The sequence below is a fragment of the Streptomyces sp. GESEQ-4 genome (assembly GCF_017948455.1).
In the GTDB taxonomy this organism is placed as follows: Bacteria; Actinomycetota; Actinomycetes; order Streptomycetales; family Streptomycetaceae; genus Streptomyces.
Map to the genome: position 1 here is coordinate 197,307 of NZ_JAFFSU010000001.1, position 17,158 is coordinate 214,464.

The following is a 17,158-nucleotide window of genomic DNA, read 5'->3' on the forward strand; positions in this document are numbered from 1 at the left end:
AAGGGCCATGGCACATGAGCCCGAGTCGTCATCCCTGTTCGCCGCGCTGGCGGCCGCCACCGAGGACCGGATCGTCTTCGACCTGTCCGGAATCGAGGACCGCTACGAGACGCTGCGGCGCGAACTGCCCGGAGTCGACGTCCGTTTCGCCATGAAGGCCTGTCCGGTGGACGAGGTACTCACGTGCCTGGCGAGAAGGGGTGCCGGGGTGGACGGGGCGAGCCCCCGTGAACTGGAGCAGGCGCTGCGGGCCGGCGTGCCGGTGGCGAGGATGCACTACGGCAACACCGTCAAGTCCGACCGGGACATCGCCGACGCCCACCGCCTCGGCATCAGGGACTTCGCGACCGACAGCCTTCAGGACGTGGCGGCCATCGCGGTCCATGCCCCCGGCGCCCGGGTCTTCTGCAGACTGGCGACCAGCGGGGAAGGGGCGCTCTGGGGCCTCAGCAACAAGTTCGGCTGCTCGCCCGCCGACGCGGTGCGGGTGCTGGAATCGGCGCGGGACAAGGGGCTGACACCGTCGGGCCTGTCCGTACACGTCGGTTCGCAGCAGATGACCGCCGACGCCTGGCACAGTGCCGTCGAGTCACTGGCCGACGTCCTGACCGCCCTGGGCCGGCGTGGCATGGTCCTGGACCACGTCAACCTCGGCGGCGGACTTCCGGCGCTCGGGTACCTCGACCGGTACGGAACGCCGCTGGAACCCCCGATGGACAAGATCTTCGCCGTGATCCGCGAGGGAATGCGACACCTCAGGGAAGTCCACGGCGGCCACCTCGAGTTCGTCATGGAGCCGGGGCGCCACCTCGTCGCCGACCACGGAGCCATCCGGGCCCACGTGGCCCGGCTGTCCGAACGGCAAAGACCGAACGGCGAGCGCCAGTACTGGCTCTACCTGAGCTGCGGCAAGTTCAACGGTCTCTACGAGATGGACGCGCTGCAGTACCGGCTCGTGTTCCCCACACATCGTGACGCCGAGTGCGTCCCCGCCGTCATGGCGGGTCCCACCTGCGACAGCGACGACTCCTGTCTCCCCGAGCACGGACTCGTCCAGGTACCGAAGGACCTGGCATCCGGAGATCCGGTCTGGGTGCTGTCCAGCGGCGCCTACGCGATCAGCTACATGACCCGGGGCTTCAACGGTTTCGACCCGCTTCCGTACACCTGCGCGAACGGGTGGCGCCCGTGAGTGAAGACATACGCGTACGCCACATCACCGAAGCCGACTGGGGCGCGATCGTGGCGATGGAGTCCCGTGCCTACGCCGGACTCGGTCTGTCGGAGGGGCGCGCGGCGCTGAGGTCCAGAGCGGACGCCTCACCGAGCACCTGTTTCGTCCTGGACGTCGGTGCCCAGCCGGCCGGGTATCTGCTGGCACTGCCGTATCCGGCCGGCCGGTATCCCGATCTGGAACGGGCGGAAGAGGCGGTGATCCCGTCGCCCTTCTCGCGCAATCTGCACCTCCACGACATCGTTGTCACCGAGCGCCTTCGCGGCAGAGGACTGGCACGACACCTCCTGAACCACCTCACTCTGACGGCCGGTTCGCGAGGGTACGAGCGGATCTCGCTGATCGCCGTCGGCCACAGCGAGCCGTTCTGGTCGGCGCGCGGGTTCACGGCGCACCCGGGGATCTCTCCCGGCGGTTACGGCCCGCATGCCGTCTACATGTCCAAGGCGACGAAGCGAGCTGATCTACTTGTTCCGAGTGCATGACCCCTTCTACCGCGGCCAGTTGGCGATCGCCGCACTGTTCTGTTCCCTCGGCTTCCAGTACGCCACCTGGGCCTCGCGGATCCCCGCCATCAAGGCGGACCTCGGTCTGACCGCGGCCGAGGTGGGTGTGTTGCTGATGGCGGCGGGGATCGGCGCGGTGGCGTCGTTCCCCCTGGTACCGGTGCTCATGAAGCGGCTGGGCTCCGCGCGGCTGGCGCTCCTGTCGACCCTCGTCCTGACTCTGCTGCTCCTGGCCCTGGCCGCGGCGCCGAACTATCCGGTCGCCTTGCTGGTCCTCCTTGCCGACGGAGTGTTCGTGGGATGCCTGAACGTCGGCATGAACGCGCAGGGAGCGGCTCTCGAGACGCGGCACGAGCGCAATGCCATGGCCAGGCTGCACGCGACGTTCAGCGCGGGTTCCCTGCTTGCGGCGCTCCTCGCCTCCGGTATGAACGCGGTGACCTCGTCGGTCGCGGGACACTTCGGCGTGGCGGCCGTCATCCTCGTACTGCTGGCTGCCTTGGCCCGCCCCGGTCTTCTCGCCGAGGACGCGCCTGCCGCAGAGAAGGAGGAGAAGGCGAAGAGCCGTGGCAGATGGACCCTGCCGTCCCGTATGACGTTGTGGATGTGCTGTGCCATGGCGTTCGGCACCGTCACCGAGGGCTCCATGAACGACTGGTCCGCCCTTTACCTGAGGGAAGTCGCCAAGGCGTCAGCAGAACTGGCGCCCATGGGCATCGCCGTCGTGTCGGGCATGATGGTGGTGGCCCGTCTCCTGGCCGACGGCTGGCGCAGCCGCTGGGGCGACGGACGCGTCGTCCTCCTCGGCAGTGCGCTGGCCGCCGCCGGGCTTGTCTTCGCCCTGGTGGGCGGGGGAGTGGTGACGGCTCTCATCGGGTTCGCCTGTGTCGGACTCGGAAGCGCGGCGGTGACCCCTTGCGTCTACGTGGCCGCGGCGAAACAGGGCTCGGACGCGCTGGCCCTGGTGGCCGCCATGGGCACGACGGGCCTGCTGGCCGGGCCGCCGCTCATCGGCTTCGTGGCGAATGCGAGCAGCCTGGTGTGGGGCCTGGCGCTTGTCGCGGCAGCGGCGGCCGCCGTCTCCCTGTGCAGCACGCGCATCCGGTGGACACCCGCGACCGGCTGAACCGCGCGTCTGAAGGTTGCCGCGCTCCGGGGTCCCCTGTCGGTGCGAGTCGCGGTTGCGTCCATGGCGATGGTGTACGGACGCGTATGGAACGGCGTCACCGGAGTATGTGCCCGCCGGCCGATTGCTGGTTGAGTCGACCCGGCGACCAAACGCATCGTAATCCTCGGTCGTGGTGCGGAGTTGAGCCGTCGACGTGCTGCCCGACCTGGACGCCCCGTGGTTCACCGACGAGCGGTGGTCGGTGCGCCGAGTGCTGACGCACATCGTCGCCGAGACCGCCCAGTACGCAGACCCCGCGGGGGAGAAGCCCGATCATGAAAGGCACATCGGTGACCAACGACGAGACACTCCGCATCGAAACTCTCTCGCCGGCCCACGCCGACGACTTCGACCTCATGTCAGCCGTGACCGCGCTGATCAACGAGGTCTACGAAGTGGCCGAGGAGGGCTTGTGGGCTCCTGGCACAACGCGGACCAGCCGCCAAGAGGTTGCGTCGCTCACCAAAGCGGAGGAGATCACCGTGGCGCGGCTGCACGAGGAGGTCGTCGGCTGCGTCCGGATCCAACAACTCGCCGCCACTGTCTGTGAGTTCGGCATGCTGGCTGCTGCGCCCAAGCGGCGTGGCACAGGGATCGGCCGAGAACTCGTGCGGTTCGCCGAACAGTACGGTCGGGAAGCCGGACTCGACGTCATGCAGCTGGAGTTGCTCGTTCCGCGCCGGTGGTCGCACCCTTCCAAGCAATTCCTGGCCGACTGGTACGGACGCATCGGCTACCGGGTGGTCCGCACAGGCTCGATCGACGAGTCGTACCCGGAGCTGGCTCCCCGCCTGGCCACGACGTGCGACTTCGTGATCTATCAGAAGAATCTGCACGCCTAGCCGAGTCCTTCAGCGGTCCTTCTTGGCCCAGAGGGTGGCGGCGGGCGGGCTGCGAGGTGCCTCCAGAACGTTTCTGTGGGGGAATCTTTGTGACTTCAGTGATGCCACTTGATATGCGTGCGTTCACAGTTGCTGGCCGACTGGTACGGACGCATCGGCTACCGGCTGGAGGGTGACTGCTGCCGTTCCGAAGGCCGGTACATCGACCGGGATGACGCCGTCCGGTTCCGGGGTGAGTTCGCTGGGGACCAGGCCGAGGTAGTTCGTGCGGAAGGCCTGGGTGAAGGAGAACGGGGTGCTCAGACGGCAGGTGACCGGGACGTCGGCGATGGACTGCAGACGGATCATGAGGCTTCCTTCGCTCGGGACGGTCAGGCCCACGAGGCGTACACGGGGATCCTCCACGGTCAGGAACTGCATCTGTGCCGGCGGCTCCGGCTGAGCCTCGGCACGGGCGCGGACCGCTACGAGCGGGTGGCTGGTGACGGCCGCGGTACGCATGGCCAGCTGCTCACCGAGCCCGCCGGAGGCGAAGCCGACGCTGTAGCGAAAGACGTGATCAAAGGCCTGCTGAGCGGGGAAGTTCGTGTCCCAGATGTTGTTGTGCACCCAGGAGAAGACGGTGGCCGGTTCCTCTTGCGGCAACGACTGCGGATAGGGAACGTAAGGGATCGCGATCCCGCCGAGCTGCACGAGGGGCGCGTCGGCCGTCGCCAGCGCGGCGTGGTGGCGGCCGTCGCTCAGACTGGTCCAGCGCCGGATGGCTCGCATGTGAGTGGCGGACCCTGGCACGGTCGCAAGTCCGGTACCCGTGACGCCGCCTGTCGCTTCCATGCGTACGGCGGGATCGTCCAGGGCGAAGGGGAAGGCGAAGAACGCACTCTCCTTGGTCAGCGTCGCGGTTTTGTCGATGCGGTTCTCTATGTCGATACGAGCCGCGTCGTGGGGGAGGCGCACCGTCACGCGGAGTCGGCGCGTGCCTGCCGGGGCGCATTCATAGACCAGCGTGTGGCCGGTGGCGTCGGCGCGGCGTTCGACGAGTGCCGCGGGCGGTGCCGTGTGGCGTGAGGCGAGCAGGTGCATCGAGTCGTCGGCGACGGTCTTGCTGGACTGGTGATTGAACGCCCCGGCGGTGGCGTACTCGTCGTACACGTAGCCGTTGAAGCCGATGACGGCGTCCTGCCGGACGAGTTCGCGCCCGGTGTGCTTGTCGAGGATGGAGCCGATGCAGGCCCGACTCAGATCAACCGTGACGCGCAGGTGATCGTTCTCCAGGACGGCCGGATCCGCGGGCAGGTCGGTGCTGTCACCGTTTTCCGTGGAAGAAGTGGCGGAAGTGGCACCGGGGAGGATGTCCAGGCGCACGGCTCCGCAGGCCGGCACGTCGGTGAGGGGCACGTGCAGGAATCGGCCGGCCGCCCGGTGGCGGTCGTTGCTCTGGGCTTCCTCCCTGAAAGGGAGGGACGTGCCGGTACGGGCATCGAGAACCCGCACCGCCTCGCTCAGGGCCACGGTGCTCTCGGGCAGGAACAGCCGTGCCGTCTCCGTGCGTGGCCAGCTGCAGGTGTTCACGATGTAGTAGCTGGCCAGAGCTCCTGCGGAGAGTGCGAAGGCTTCGCCGAGCAGCGCGGTGGCGGAGTCCAGCAGGGTCTCCGCCTCGTCGTGGGCGCGCAGGGCCTGCGCGTACTTCCAGTGCCACTGCGTTTCGCCGGAGCCCTGTCCATGATCGCCATGGGTCCAGGGGTCACCGGCGCCCCAGGTGTGCTCGTTGAACAGGGAGGCCGAACGGTAGACGGCCGGCGCGGTCTCGGTGACGACCGGGCTGCCGGGTACGCCCATCAACTGAGCGTAACCAGCCACGGTCTGCGCTTCGGCGAGGGCGGCCTGGCCACGGCGCGTGGCTGCGAGCGGGACGGCCCCCGCACCGACCCCGTCGACCCACCAGTCGCTCCAGTCGCCCTGGTAGGTCTCCAGCCGGTCCCCGACACGTTTTTCGGCGTCCTCGAAGAAGTCCTGGTTCCGGGAGGTCCGCAGCTGCGGGAACGCCCACTGCTCGTTCCAACGGCGCACGGTGTCGGAGATGATCCGCCGGGGCGGGCCGTTGTCCGCGAACTTGCCCAGCACCCGCAGGTGCAGCACGTCCCAGGGATACGGGTCGGATGTGACGGCGTGATCGAGGATGGGGAAGCCTGGGATCCCCCGGCCTTCGTGGGGGTAGGGGAATTCGGCCAGCGCGCTGAGGTAGGCGGGCAGGAGGTCGTCGACGTGGTGGTAGGACTCGTCGAAGCCCAGGATCGAGCCCTCCATGTACGCCAGTCCGTGCGGTGTGTCCGTGCGCCAGACCAGGAGGCTGTTGCCGCTGGGTGCCTGCCAGCGGAAGAGCCGTGGCAGGTGTTCCCCGCCGACGAGATGCGGTACGGCGCGTCCGGCCCAGTTGTGCGCCACGGAGAGGTAGCGGATGCCGTTGCCCGCCAGGACGTCGGGCAGGCCGACCACTTGGCCGGGCACGTCGGTCTGCATGGCTGTGCGGATGTCGATGCCGTGCCGGTCGCGCAGGTCCAGTACGGGGCGGAGGAGTTCGTGCAGTTCGTCCGTCGAGCAGGTCTCCGTATGGAGGTTGAACGGCATCGCCGTGAGTTCGATGCGGCCTTCGCGCACCCGGTCGAGGAAGCTCTCGACCTGGCGGCGAGGGCGGTTGGACTGCCAGTCCTGGAAGGAGTGGAAGCCCTCGACGGCCCACCGGAACCGGGCGGGTTCCGGCCAGTCGTCGGTGTCGTGGCAGAGCTCGAGCAGCGAGTCGAGGTAGGCGCGGTGCTCGGCCATCACCCGCCCCTGGGGGTCGGTGTAGCCGATGTCGAGGTGGGAGTGCTGCACCAGGTGGAGCGTCCAGTGACGCTGCGGGCGCGCCTCGAAGTCGAACCGGGTGCCTTCTTCCAGGTCGGGCAGCTCGATCAGCAGGCGTGTCGGTGCGTCCACTTCCGGCACCAGGATGCGGGTGTCGGAGCCCGCACCGGGGAGGATTTCGCAGGTGACCGGAGTGCCCCCGCTCGTGGTGACCCGGGCCCGGGTGATGCGCGGCAGGGCGTCGTGCGAGCCCGCGCCGCGGCGGCGCAGACGCAGTCGGATGGACTGGAGCAGTCCACCCTTGCCGTCGCGGCGCAGCAGGGGCTCGCCCGACAGCTGCACCCGCATGTCGCCGATGCCGGCGCTGGTGGTGACCACGCGGTCACGCAGGATGTCGCGCGCGATGTCGGAGTCCCACCAGGAGGGCCGGGTCAAGGGGGCCTTGGGCATGGTGCGTTGGTGTCCTTTTCGGGTCGGGCGGTCAGCCGACTGCGGGTGGTGGTCTCAGCGTCTGGTACGGGCCAGAGTGGCGAAGATCTGGATCATGGCGGACTGTTCGAGGGTTTCGGCCGGAATATTGGGGTCGTAGTCGCCGCCGCCCGACGGCTGGAAGTGGAACAGCCCGGTCGCGGCGTTTCGGTTGGTGGCGTACGTGCTGTCCGCGTAGGTGCTCATGGCCTGCCGGTAGGCGGGGTTGCGGCGTACGGCGTCCAGCGCGAGCAGGTCCTTGAAGTAGAAGGCGTTGAAGATGGCCGGCTGATCGTGCAGGCGGGTGCCCTGGGTCCAGTACGCCAGGGAGCCGCGGGCGTCCTCGACGGCCTTGTTGAGGTAGCCGGCGTTGCCGGTGCCGCGGTAGAGGGCGGTTGCTGTGCCGATCATGGAGCCTGAGTTGTAGGTCCACAGGGTCGGGTTCGTGCTGCCGTCGTCGCCGCAGTCGTTGGCGTAGAGGCCCGGTTCCTTCCGCATGCACGAGTACACCCAGCCGTACCACTGCTCGGCCTTGTCCAGGTAGGCGCGCTTGCGGGTGTGCTCGTAGAGCCTGGCGGCGAGCTGGGCGGACAGGGCCGTGACATTGGTGGCGCGGACGTTGTTGTTGGGGGAGTCGAACCAGTCCATGCCGCCGGGGCAGGGCTTGGCGGGGTCGGCGTCCCAGGCGCGTGTGACGATCGGCACGACCTGCTCGGCCCGGTTCAGGAACTTGGTGTCGCCGGTGCTCTCGTACTGGTCGAGTTGGCTCAGCGCGACCACGGCGTTGTCGTCGTAGTACACGTCACCGCCCGTTCCCAGCGGGGCCGGCAGGTAGGACTGGTAGCCCGGCCGGGCGCCGGGTGCGAAGTACAGCTCGACGGTGTCGAAGCGCTCGGCCGCGTCCGGGCGGTAGGCCGGGCCGGTGCCCGGGAGTCGCTGCATGTCCACGGTGGCCGCGGCGGCCTCGCGCAGCGGCCACAGGTAGGAGTGCTCCCGGTCCGTAGGCTGCCGGGGCGTGCGCTCCAGGTACAGGCCGTGGTGGTCGGCGCCCTCGTACAGGTGGGTCTGCAGGGCGTCGTAGGCGCTGGTGGCACGGTCGGCCCACACGGCGGAGGACACGGGGTGAGGGCGTGCGGGAGGAGTGGGCTGGGCGTGCGCGGGGACGGCACTCCACAGCAGGGCTGCGCAGGCGGCGGTCACGGTGGCACGGCGGAGCAGCGATCTCAGCATGATTGCCCTTCGTGGCTGGAAGGAAGCGTGCGGGGGTCAGCGGTGGATCTTGAGGCTGCTGATGAAGAAGCGCTGGGCGGAGAAGAACAGCACCAGGGTCGGCAGGGAGACGAGGAGGGCGCCGGCCAGCACTACCGGGGGCCCGACGTTGGAGTAGTTGCCCTGCAGATCGGCGAGCGCGGCCATGATGGGCCGGATGTTGCGGCTCGTGGTGAGTGTGATGCCGAACATCAGGTCGTTCCACACGGCCACGAACTGGAACACGAACACGGCGATCATGGCGGATCTGCTCAGCGGGACATGGATCTGCCAGAACAGCCGCCACCAGGAAGCACCGTCCACGCGCGCCGCTTCCACGACTTCCCGCGGCAGTGTGAGGGCGTAGTTGCGCATGACGAAGAAGGCAAAGGGAATCGCGATGGCCGTGTAGATCAGGACGAGCCCGATCTGGGTGTCGTAGAGGGACGTCTCCGCGTAGGAGAGGAACAGCGGCCGGATGAAGACCTGCAGAGGCAGGAGCGTGCCTGAGTAGATCACCCAGAACCACAGCACCTGCCGCTTCACGGGCATGATGATGGTGGCGAAGGCGGCGCACGTGGCCACCGCGACAGCGGCCAGCGCGCTGACAACGGCGTACAGCAGACTGTTGCCGAGCGCCGGGCCGAGTTGGGCCTTGTCCCAGGCCTGGGACATGTTGTCGAACAGTCCGAAACTCTCCGGCAGCCAGTGCGGACTGCCCGAGTAACTCTCGGCCGGCACCAGCGCGTTGACTACCAGGAGCCAGGTCGGAACCAGCCACAGCACGGCGAGCACCACGACGGTGCCATTGCGCAGAACTCGGCCCAGAGACATTGGTTATTCGCCTTTCACGTCGAGCTGACGGCGCAGATAGAGCCAGGAAGCCGCCAGCACGATCACGGTGAGAACGACGGCGATGGCCGCTCCCGCACCAGGCCGCAGTTCCAGGAAGGTCTCGTTGTACATGGACACCGCAAGGGTCTCCGTGGCACGTCCGGGGCCGCCCTGGGTGAGCACCCAGATCAGGTCGAACGACTTGAGGCCGTTCACGAGGCTCATACCGATCACGATGATCGAGACAGGCCGGAGCTGAGGCAGCACGATGTGGCGGAACTGCTGCCAGCTCCCCGCTCCGTCCAGGGCGCCGGCCTCCAAGGTCTCCGGCGGGATGGATTGCAGGCCGACCAGAAAGAGGATGACTGCCACGCCGACGGCCTGCCAGGCGTTGGCGAGGATCATCACGACGGTGTTGCCCGGCCAGGTCAGCAGCCAGCCCTGGGCGAGTGAGTCCAGATTCAGCGTGGTCAGGACCTGGTTGACGGCACCGTCGGTCGTGAGCATGAAGTTCCAGACCACCGCCACCGCGGAACCCGACAGCGCGTAGGGAAGCACTACGCACAGCCGCGCCAGACGCGACCAGCGGGTGGCGTTGGTCATGACGGCGATGGCAAGTCCGAGCACGAAGGGGAGCAGGACGGTGCCCACCACCCACATCAGCGTGTTCTGGATGGAGCGGGACAACGCCGGGTCGGAGGCGAACAGCGAGTAGTTGTCGAACCAGCTGAAGGTCGAGGTCCGGGTGTCGCTGAAGAAGCTCCGATAGACGGTCCAGACGAACGGGGCGAGCAGGAAGGCGGTGACCAGGAGTACGGCCGGAGCCATGAACGTCCCGGCCGTCAGGCGCTCACGCCTCTTGCGCCATGTGTGCGTCGGGGGCGAAGGCGGTGCACTGCCGGGTGAGGGCACACTGGGGAGGCCGCCGCCGGTGGCGGACGTGCGCTGGTCGGTCGAGAAAGTGCTCATGCTTCGTCACGCCTCCAGGCGGCCCATTCGTCCTGTGCACGCTCCTGCATCCGGCGCAGCGTGGTGGCCGGGGAGGTCTGCCCGGCCATGAAGCCGCCCAGGTCGTTGCTGTTGCCCTGGATGAGGCTCGGGGGGCTGGCTTCCCAGTACCTGATCAGTGGGAGCCGGCGCTCCCGGGCGATGTCCCGCTGCAGCTCCGCCACGACCGGGTTGCTCGAACGCACCGTCGGATTGGCGGAGCTGTCCTGCAGGAAGTCGCTCCACACCCGCTGAACCGACGGGTCGAGCCAGGCTCCGACATTCCTCATGGCCGCGGCGTGCGACGAAGCGCGGGCGGGCACCGCGAAGACGCCCGACTCGGTGATCACACTCTTGGGGACGGAGGGCCGCACCGTGGGCAGAATGAAGGCACCGTAGTCGGCGCCCGGTTTCATGCCGACGGCGCTCATTCCCTGCGCCTGCCATGTGCCGTGCAGGAACATGCCCACCGTGCCGGCCTTCAGCGCGCCGGGGCCGCGGGCCTGGTCGAAGTCGGGCGATGTCATCCAGCCCTTGCGCATGAAGTCGTGCCAGATGTCCATCGCCTGGCGGGCCGCGTCGTCGAGATAGGAGGCCTCGCCTGCCACCAGCTTCTGATAGAAACGCGGGTCGACCTTGGTGACCAGCTCCTGGAACCACTCGATCGCGGGCCAGCCCCCGACCTGGCTGGCCAAGAACGGCGTGATCTTGTTCCGCTTGAGAACCTCCGCACAGCGCAGCAGCTCAGCCCAGCTGGACGGGGCGGACAGTCCCAGCTTCCGGAACACGGGCTTGCTGTAGAACAGCACGTAGTACGACTCGTACAGCGGGACGCCGTAGACCTTCCCGTCGTACGACATCGTCTCCCGGGTCGCGTCGCGCACCCACCCCTTGGCCGCGTACTGCGCCCAGACGCTCGACAGGTCGGTGAGTCCGCCTGCGCGGGCCAGACGCTTGAGCTGATAGCCCGAGGCCCACTTGACCATGTCGGAGGCCTTCGAGGTCTGCAGGGTCATCTGCACGACCTGCTGATACGAGGTCACCGAGGGGTTCGACAGCGGCCGCAGCGCATACCCGGTGATCTTCTTCAGTTCGTGCCCGGCCGAGCGATACCCCTCGTCCCACGTGGCGTTGTCGTTGGCGATGCTCGTCGTCCCCGGCTGCGGGGAAGTGCTCGCCCCGCGAGCGCAGCCCGCGACGGCGAGAGTGACCCCGCCTGCGGTCATCCCGGCGAGGAAGCGACGCCGAGCAAGCGGCGCGGCTGCGCGGCGGGGTGTGCCCGATGCTGTCATTGATCACCTTCACGAACGGGCCACCTGGGATGGCCGGATGTGACCCTGGAAGTTAACGACAACATTCCAGTGGGGGCAAGGGTTCGGTGCCATGTGATGTCACTTCCGTAGCACCCTCCGGGAAGAACAGCAGGTGAGCGCGTGATGTGGACGAAGAAGCGGTTCGTTGGAAGGGGTGGGTCGCTCCAGTCATGGACTGTTATCGTTAACTGAGATGACGGAGCCCAGCGAGGAGATGAAGTGCATTCCGCCTCTCGTGCGTACGACCCCCACCCCAGCTACGACGCTGTCGACGGGCAGGTGATCGCAGGCTGGCCGGCCGCCGTCGCCACGCTGCCGTCCGGCCCGCTCGCTCTGGCGGTGGACGGTCCTGCCGCGCTGGACTGGGGTGCGCTGGCCGACGGTCTGGCGACGGCCCTGCGCTCCGCGGGGCGTGAGGTGGAGTTGCTGGATGTGCGCGGCCACTATGCGCCGTCGGCCACCGAGCGGATCACCGCTCGGCCCGTCCCTGCCGACGACCCGTTCTTCACCCCGCTGTCCCAGGCGCAGGTCGCCGACCTGTTCGACTCCGTTCAGCAGGCCGAAAGGTCCCTGAACGACGGCGTGCTGGTGGTGTTCGGGCCGGGCGCGGCGCTGTTCGGGACGGACGTGCTGTGGTACGCGGACCTGCCGAAACGGTACGCCGAGGCTGCCGTGGCCCACGGGCAGCTGCCGGTGGGCGTCAATCTGGGCCGCGCCGGCGAGCCCGGTGATCTGGTGCGGCTGTTCTACACCGACTGGCCCGTCCTGGACCGGCACCGCGACGCGTATGCGGGCCGGATCGACCGGTGGATCGACATGCAGGACACGGCATCGCCCACCTCGCTGGACGGCACCGCGCTGCGCGGCACCCTGGCCCACCTGGCCGGCGGACCCGTGCGCACCCGCCCGTACTTCAACTCCACCCCGTGGGGCGGCCAGTGGGCGGCAAGCGAACTGGGCTTCACCCCGCAGGCCGGCAACACCGCTCTCGGCTACGAGCTGATCGCTCCCGAGGCGGGAGTCCTCATCGGCGAAGAGGGCGGGGCGCAGGTCGAGGTCCCCTTCCAACTCCTGTGCGTCCTGCACCCGATGGACATGCTCGGCCAAGAGGTGCACCGCCGGTTCGGCACGTCCTTCCCGATCAGGTTCGACTACCTCGACACGATGCGGGGCGGCAACCTGTCCCTGCACTGCCACCCGCAGGAGCAGTACATGCGGGAGGTGTTCGGCTGGCCGTACACCCAGCACGAGACCTACTACGTCACGGACAGCGAGGCAGGCGCCCAGGTGCTGCTCGGCCTCACCGAGCACGCGGACGTCGACGCCATGCGCCACCAGGTGGAGGACGCCATCACCGACGGCACCCCGCTGCCCGTCGACGACCACATCCAGACCCATCCGGCCACGGTGGGCCAGCTGTTCATGATCCCCGCCGGCACCCCGCACGCCTCCGGCGCGGGCAATCTGGTGCTGGAGGTGAGTGCGACGCCGTATCTGTACTCCCTGCGCTTCTACGACTGGCTCCGCAAGGACGCCACCGGTGCGTCCCGGCCCTTGCCCTACGAACACGGATTCGCCAATCTGGACACCGCCCGGCGAGGGGAGGACGTGACGAAGGACCTGATCCAGCGGCCTCGGACGCTGCGCGCGGGCGAGGGCTGGCGGGAGGAAGTCATCGGCGCCCTGCCGGAGATGTTCTACGCGGTGCACCGCTTGGTCGTAGCCCCGGCCGCCGGCGTCGTCGACGACACAGCCGACCGCTTCCACATCCTCAACCTCGCCTCGGGCCAGGGCGCCGTCATCGAGACCAGCGACGGACGCACCCACTTCCTGGCCTTCGCCGAGACCATCACCGTGCCCGCCGCGGTCGGCTCCTACCGCGTCCGTGCTGTGGGCGACGACGAGGTGCACCTCGTGAAGGCTCTGGTGGTGCAGCCGTGACCGATGCCGAGCGGACCCATGCGCCGATCCCCGTTCTCGACATCGGCGGAACGCACGTCACCGCCGCCCTCGTCGACCCCGCGGCCAACCGCCCCCTCTCTTCCTCGGTGATCCGCAGACCCCTGGACTCGCACGCCCCGGCCGCCGGCATCCTCGACGCCCTCGCCCTGGCCGCCGTGGAACTGCCCGCAGGGCACCGGCTGTGCTGGGGCGTGGCCATGCCGGGCCCCTTCGACTACGACACCGGGATAGGCCGGTTCACGGGTATCGGGAAGTTCGAGTCACTGTCCGGTGTCGATGTCGGGGCCGGTCTGCGTCAGCGGCTGGGCCACCGGGCCGAGCGACTGTGCTTCCTCAACGACGCCGACGCCTTCGCCCTCGGTGAATACCGCGCCGGCGCTGCCGCCGGGCACGAGCGTGCGGTGTGCCTGACGCTGGGCACGGGCGTGGGCTCCTCGTTCCTGCGCAAGGGCCTGCCCGTGCACGACGGCCCTCAGGTGCCGCCCGGCGGACATGTGCACCGCCTGACCGTGCGCCACGTCCCGCTGGAGGAAATGGTCTCGCGCCGTGCCATCCGCGCGCATTACGCCCGCCTCGCGACCCTTCCGGACGATCGCCTCCTCCCGGATGTCCATGAGATTGCCGCGCTGGCCAGGCAGGGCAGTACGGCGGCTTCGGAGGCTTTCCGCTACGCTTTCGACGCCCTGGGTCAGGCCCTGGCCCCGTGGATCGCCCGTTTCCATGCCACCGCGGTGGTCGTCGGCGGGTCCGTGGCCCAGTCGTGGGACCTGATTCACCCTGCGCTCTCGACAGGGCTGGCTCAGGCCGCCGAGCCCGCTCCGCGCGTCCTGGCGGCCAGGCAGCCCGCGGAGGCGCCGCTGATCGGGGCTGCCCACTGGGCACAGGGCAGAGGAGGGTGAAGGAGCGTGACTGGTCGCCGAGGCGGCGGGCCGACCATGCATGACGTCGGGAAACTCGCGCAGGTCAGTGCCATGACCGTCTCACGGGTACTCAAGAACGATCCCGGCGTGTCCGAAGCCACGCGCGAACGCGTCTTCGCCGCGGTGGACCGGCTCGGCTACCGCCGCAACGAGACGGCGCGCAGCCTGCGGCTCGGCGGCACCGGAATGATCGGTCTGGTCGTCACCAACCTCGCCAACCCGTTCTACTCGCGTCTCGCGCTAGGAGTCCAGGAAGTCGCCACCGAACACGGCTTGCGGATGATGCTCAGCAACACGGCCGAACAAGTGGAGCGGGAGCCCGGCCTGATCGACGGCCTCATCGATCACCAGGTCGAAGGGTTGATCGTCGTCCCCGCCGGAAGCCGGCAGCAGCACTTGGCCGACGCCATGCGCCATGTCCCCGTCGTCCTCGCCGCACGGCCGCCGGCCGGACTCGACACCGACTGCGTGCTGGTCGAGGACTTTCACGGCGCCCGCGAGGCCACCGCGTGCCTGCTCGCCGAAGGGCACACCCGCATCGCCTTCCTCGGCAACCCGCCGGCCCTGTATACGGGGGCTGAACGGCTGCGGGGGTTCTGGGCAGCCCACGAGGAGGCCGGCGTCGAGCCCGACAACGCCCTCATCTGCCAAGGCCTCGTCGACGCCGCGACGGCCGAGCGAGCGGCACTCGAACTGCTCGACCGGCCCGAGGGTCCTACCGCGCTGTTCTGCACGAACAACCGCATCAGCCAAGGTGCGATCCGCGCCCTCTACAAAGCCGGGATCACCCTTCCCCTGGCAGGCTTCGACGACTTCGAGCTCTCCGACGTCCTCGGCCTCCCCCTGACACTCGTCTCGTACGACGCCGACGAGATCGGCCGGCAGGCCGCGCGCCTGCTGGTCGACCGCCTGAGTCACCGGGACGGCGAACCGCCCGCCTCCCGCCGCATCACCGTCCCGACCCGCGTCATTCGCCACGGCCCGCACACCCAGCGTTGCGCGGAAGGTCTGACATGAGTGCTTTCTTCATTGTTGCCGCCCTTACCGCCGTCATAGCAGTAGTCACCGGTGCTGTGACGTACCCTCTCGTCCGGCGTGACCTCAGCTCGGCGGGAGCGCTGCTGGCCGTCGCCTGCGTTGCCGTGGCCGTGAGCGTCGGCTGGCTGTTGACGCTTTTCCATGCGTTGCTCGGTTTCGTGGCCGGGCTCGTGGTCTATCTCGTGGCGCGCCGACGGCTGACGGGTAAGCAGGCCATGGTGGCCGGTGGCGCAGGTTATGTCGTCGGCACGCTGCTGTCCGTCGGTGCCCTGATGATTGCCCTCAGCGGCATGTAGAGCATGGCCCGATGGACACGTTGTCGAAGGAGGCGGCGGAGTCGAAGACGCGGACGCCGTTCGCGCCGCTCAGGTGGGTGCCGTCGCTGACGGAGATCTTGGGGGTCGTCATGTCGTCGACGTACACCTTGATCGACGGGCCGACGGCGGTGACGCGGATCCGGTGGGTCGAGCCTGGTTTGACGGATGTCAGGGCGGTGCCCAGTTCGGTCCAGGAGTCGTTCGCCCGGCCCAGGACCACCTTGCCGCTCGGGCTGATGCCCGCGTAATACCCCGAGTAGCTGTCCACGCCGACCGAGGGCCTGGTCGTCCGGAACACCAGCCCGGCGTCCCCTCGCCCTGAGGCCACCGTGACGTCGGCGTCGTACGTGAAGTCCGCGAAATCGGTGTCGAGGAGGGACTTGCCGCCCAGGCTGCGGCCCACCCGGTACCGCCCGTCGCCGGCCGACCAGGTCCCGCCGTACGTCTTCCAGCCCAGCGCGTTGCCGTCGGCGAAGTTGTCCTTCACCCGCATCGCGATGCGCCGGATCGTGCCGTCGGGGTTGAAGTACATGCGGTCGTAGGCCAGTTGACGGTGGTTGCCGTCCGTCTCGCTGAGCGGACGGCGGTGGTAGACGATGTACCAGGTGTCGGTGCCCGGCACGTTGACGACGGAGTTGTGGCCCGAGCCCTTGGCGACCGCCGGATCCTGGGCGAGTACCTTGTCGATCTTCCGGAAGGGGCCCGTCGGCGAGTCGGACATGGCGTACGACACCGAGTAGTCGGGGCCGGTCCAGCCGCCCTCCGACCACATCAGGTAGTACTTGCCGTTCCGTTTGAACATGTAGGAGCCCTCGGTGTAGTTGTCCGGCGTGATCTCCTTGTAGGTCGATCCGTCCTCGAAGGTGCCCAGGCTGGTCATGTCCGGGTTGAGCTTGACGACGTTGGCGTGGCGCCAGCCTCCGTAGTACATGTACGCCTGGCCGTCGTCGTCGATGAACACGTCCTGGTCGATCGGCTGGGCCCCGTTGTGGAACTGCGAGATCAGCGGTTTGCCGAGGGCGTCCTTGTAGGGCCCTTCGGGGCGGTCGGCGACGGCCACGCCGATGCCGCCGAGCTGGGAGTTGTTCTGGATGTCGTTCGCGGCGAAGTACAGGTAGTACTTGCCGCCGCGCTGGACCGGCGCCGGCGCCCACACCGCGTACTTGGCCCAGGAGACGTTCGCCGTTGTGAGGACGTTGCTGTGCTTGGTCCAGTGGATCAGGTCGGTCGAGGAGAACGCGTCGAGGTAGGTCTGCTCGGCGTACGGCTTCGAGGCGGTGGGAAAGACCCAGTACTTGCCGTCGTAGATCTCGATGTCGGGGTCCGCGTACCAGCCGTCGACGAAGGGGTTGCCGGCCTCGGCGGTCGAGTACTCGGGCACCGCTGCGGCGCCGGGCAGGGCCGCGACCTGGGGAGTCAGGCAGAGCGCGGCGCCGGCGAGCAGGGCGATGAGCGCTTTGAGCGGGGTTCGCATCGT

Annotated in this window: 14 protein-coding genes; 8 read left to right on the plus strand and 6 right to left on the minus strand. The window is 68.5% G+C overall.

Annotated elements, in window-relative coordinates; genetic code table 11:
* The first annotated feature begins 7 nt into the window (after positions 1-7).
* The 4 genes from KCH48_RS00880 to KCH48_RS00895 all read left to right on the plus strand — a co-directional run bounded on the left by KCH48_RS00880 (position 8) and on the right by KCH48_RS00895 (position 3,750).
* On the plus strand, positions 8-1,192 hold the full coding sequence (locus tag KCH48_RS00880) for a type III PLP-dependent enzyme (protein WP_210569342.1): 1,185 nt from the start codon (positions 8-10) through the stop codon (positions 1,190-1,192).
* Positions 1,189-1,719, plus strand: coding sequence for a GNAT family N-acetyltransferase (locus KCH48_RS00885; protein ID WP_210569344.1), 531 nt, complete (start codon positions 1,189-1,191; stop codon positions 1,717-1,719). The genes KCH48_RS00880 and KCH48_RS00885 overlap by 4 nt, the downstream gene beginning before the upstream one ends.
* Positions 1,703-2,866, plus strand: coding sequence for an MFS transporter (locus KCH48_RS00890; protein ID WP_246884668.1), 1,164 nt, complete (start codon positions 1,703-1,705; stop codon positions 2,864-2,866). The genes KCH48_RS00885 and KCH48_RS00890 overlap by 17 nt, the downstream gene beginning before the upstream one ends.
* 332 nt (positions 2,867-3,198) lie before the next feature.
* Positions 3,199-3,750 carry a GNAT family N-acetyltransferase gene (locus KCH48_RS00895; protein ID WP_307840763.1) on the plus strand — a complete coding sequence of 184 codons (552 nt, stop codon included), beginning with the start codon at positions 3,199-3,201 and terminating at the stop codon, positions 3,748-3,750.
* A gap of 123 nt (positions 3,751-3,873) precedes the next feature.
* Here KCH48_RS00895 and KCH48_RS00900 read toward each other — a convergent pair whose 3' ends face one another.
* From KCH48_RS00900 to KCH48_RS00920, 5 genes are read right to left on the minus strand one after another with little or no spacing between them, the layout of a single operon-like run.
* Positions 3,874-7,044 (minus strand): glycoside hydrolase family 38 C-terminal domain-containing protein, encoded by a 3,171-nt coding sequence (locus KCH48_RS00900; protein WP_210569350.1) that lies wholly within the window; start codon positions 7,042-7,044, stop codon positions 3,874-3,876.
* Between the two features lie 54 nt (positions 7,045-7,098).
* Complete coding sequence (locus KCH48_RS00905) at positions 7,099-8,292, minus strand: glycoside hydrolase family 76 protein (protein WP_210569352.1); 1,194 nt, start codon at positions 8,290-8,292, stop codon at positions 7,099-7,101.
* A gap of 36 nt (positions 8,293-8,328) precedes the next feature.
* The gene (locus tag KCH48_RS00910; protein ID WP_210569354.1) at positions 8,329-9,144 is read right to left on the minus strand and encodes a carbohydrate ABC transporter permease; all 816 of its coding nucleotides are present in this window, start codon (positions 9,142-9,144) and stop codon (positions 8,329-8,331) included.
* Positions 9,145-9,147: 3 nt separating this feature from the next.
* Positions 9,148-10,113, minus strand: coding sequence for a carbohydrate ABC transporter permease (locus tag KCH48_RS00915; protein ID WP_210569356.1), 966 nt, complete (start codon positions 10,111-10,113; stop codon positions 9,148-9,150).
* The gene (locus KCH48_RS00920) at positions 10,110-11,357 is read right to left on the minus strand and encodes an ABC transporter substrate-binding protein (protein ID WP_246884669.1); all 1,248 of its coding nucleotides are present in this window, start codon (positions 11,355-11,357) and stop codon (positions 10,110-10,112) included. Before KCH48_RS00920 ends, KCH48_RS00915 begins: the two co-directional genes overlap by 4 nt.
* A 306-nt stretch (positions 11,358-11,663) precedes the next feature.
* On the opposite strand from KCH48_RS00920, the gene KCH48_RS00925 reads away from it, so the two are divergent.
* From KCH48_RS00925 to KCH48_RS00940, 4 genes are read left to right on the plus strand one after another with little or no spacing between them, the layout of a single operon-like run.
* A complete protein-coding gene (locus KCH48_RS00925; RefSeq protein WP_210569359.1) occupies positions 11,664-13,385 on the plus strand; it encodes a class I mannose-6-phosphate isomerase in 1,722 nt (573 codons plus the stop codon).
* Entirely contained in the window at positions 13,382-14,305 is a 924-nt protein-coding gene (locus KCH48_RS00930) for an ROK family protein (protein ID WP_307840764.1), read from the plus strand. The genes KCH48_RS00925 and KCH48_RS00930 overlap by 4 nt, the downstream gene beginning before the upstream one ends.
* A gap of 36 nt (positions 14,306-14,341) precedes the next feature.
* Positions 14,342-15,343: a LacI family DNA-binding transcriptional regulator gene (locus KCH48_RS00935; RefSeq protein ID WP_210570866.1), complete on the plus strand. Its 1,002-nt coding sequence runs from the start codon at positions 14,342-14,344 to the stop codon at positions 15,341-15,343.
* A complete protein-coding gene (locus KCH48_RS00940) occupies positions 15,340-15,660 on the plus strand; it encodes a hypothetical protein (protein WP_210569362.1) in 321 nt (106 codons plus the stop codon). Before KCH48_RS00935 ends, KCH48_RS00940 begins: the two co-directional genes overlap by 4 nt.
* Here the strand turns inward: KCH48_RS00940 and KCH48_RS00945 are convergent.
* Positions 15,647-17,155: a family 43 glycosylhydrolase gene (locus KCH48_RS00945; protein WP_210569365.1), complete on the minus strand. Its 1,509-nt coding sequence runs from the start codon at positions 17,153-17,155 to the stop codon at positions 15,647-15,649. The two genes, KCH48_RS00940 and KCH48_RS00945, sit on opposite strands and share 14 nt — an antisense overlap.
* Between the last annotated feature and the right edge of the window lie 3 nt (positions 17,156-17,158).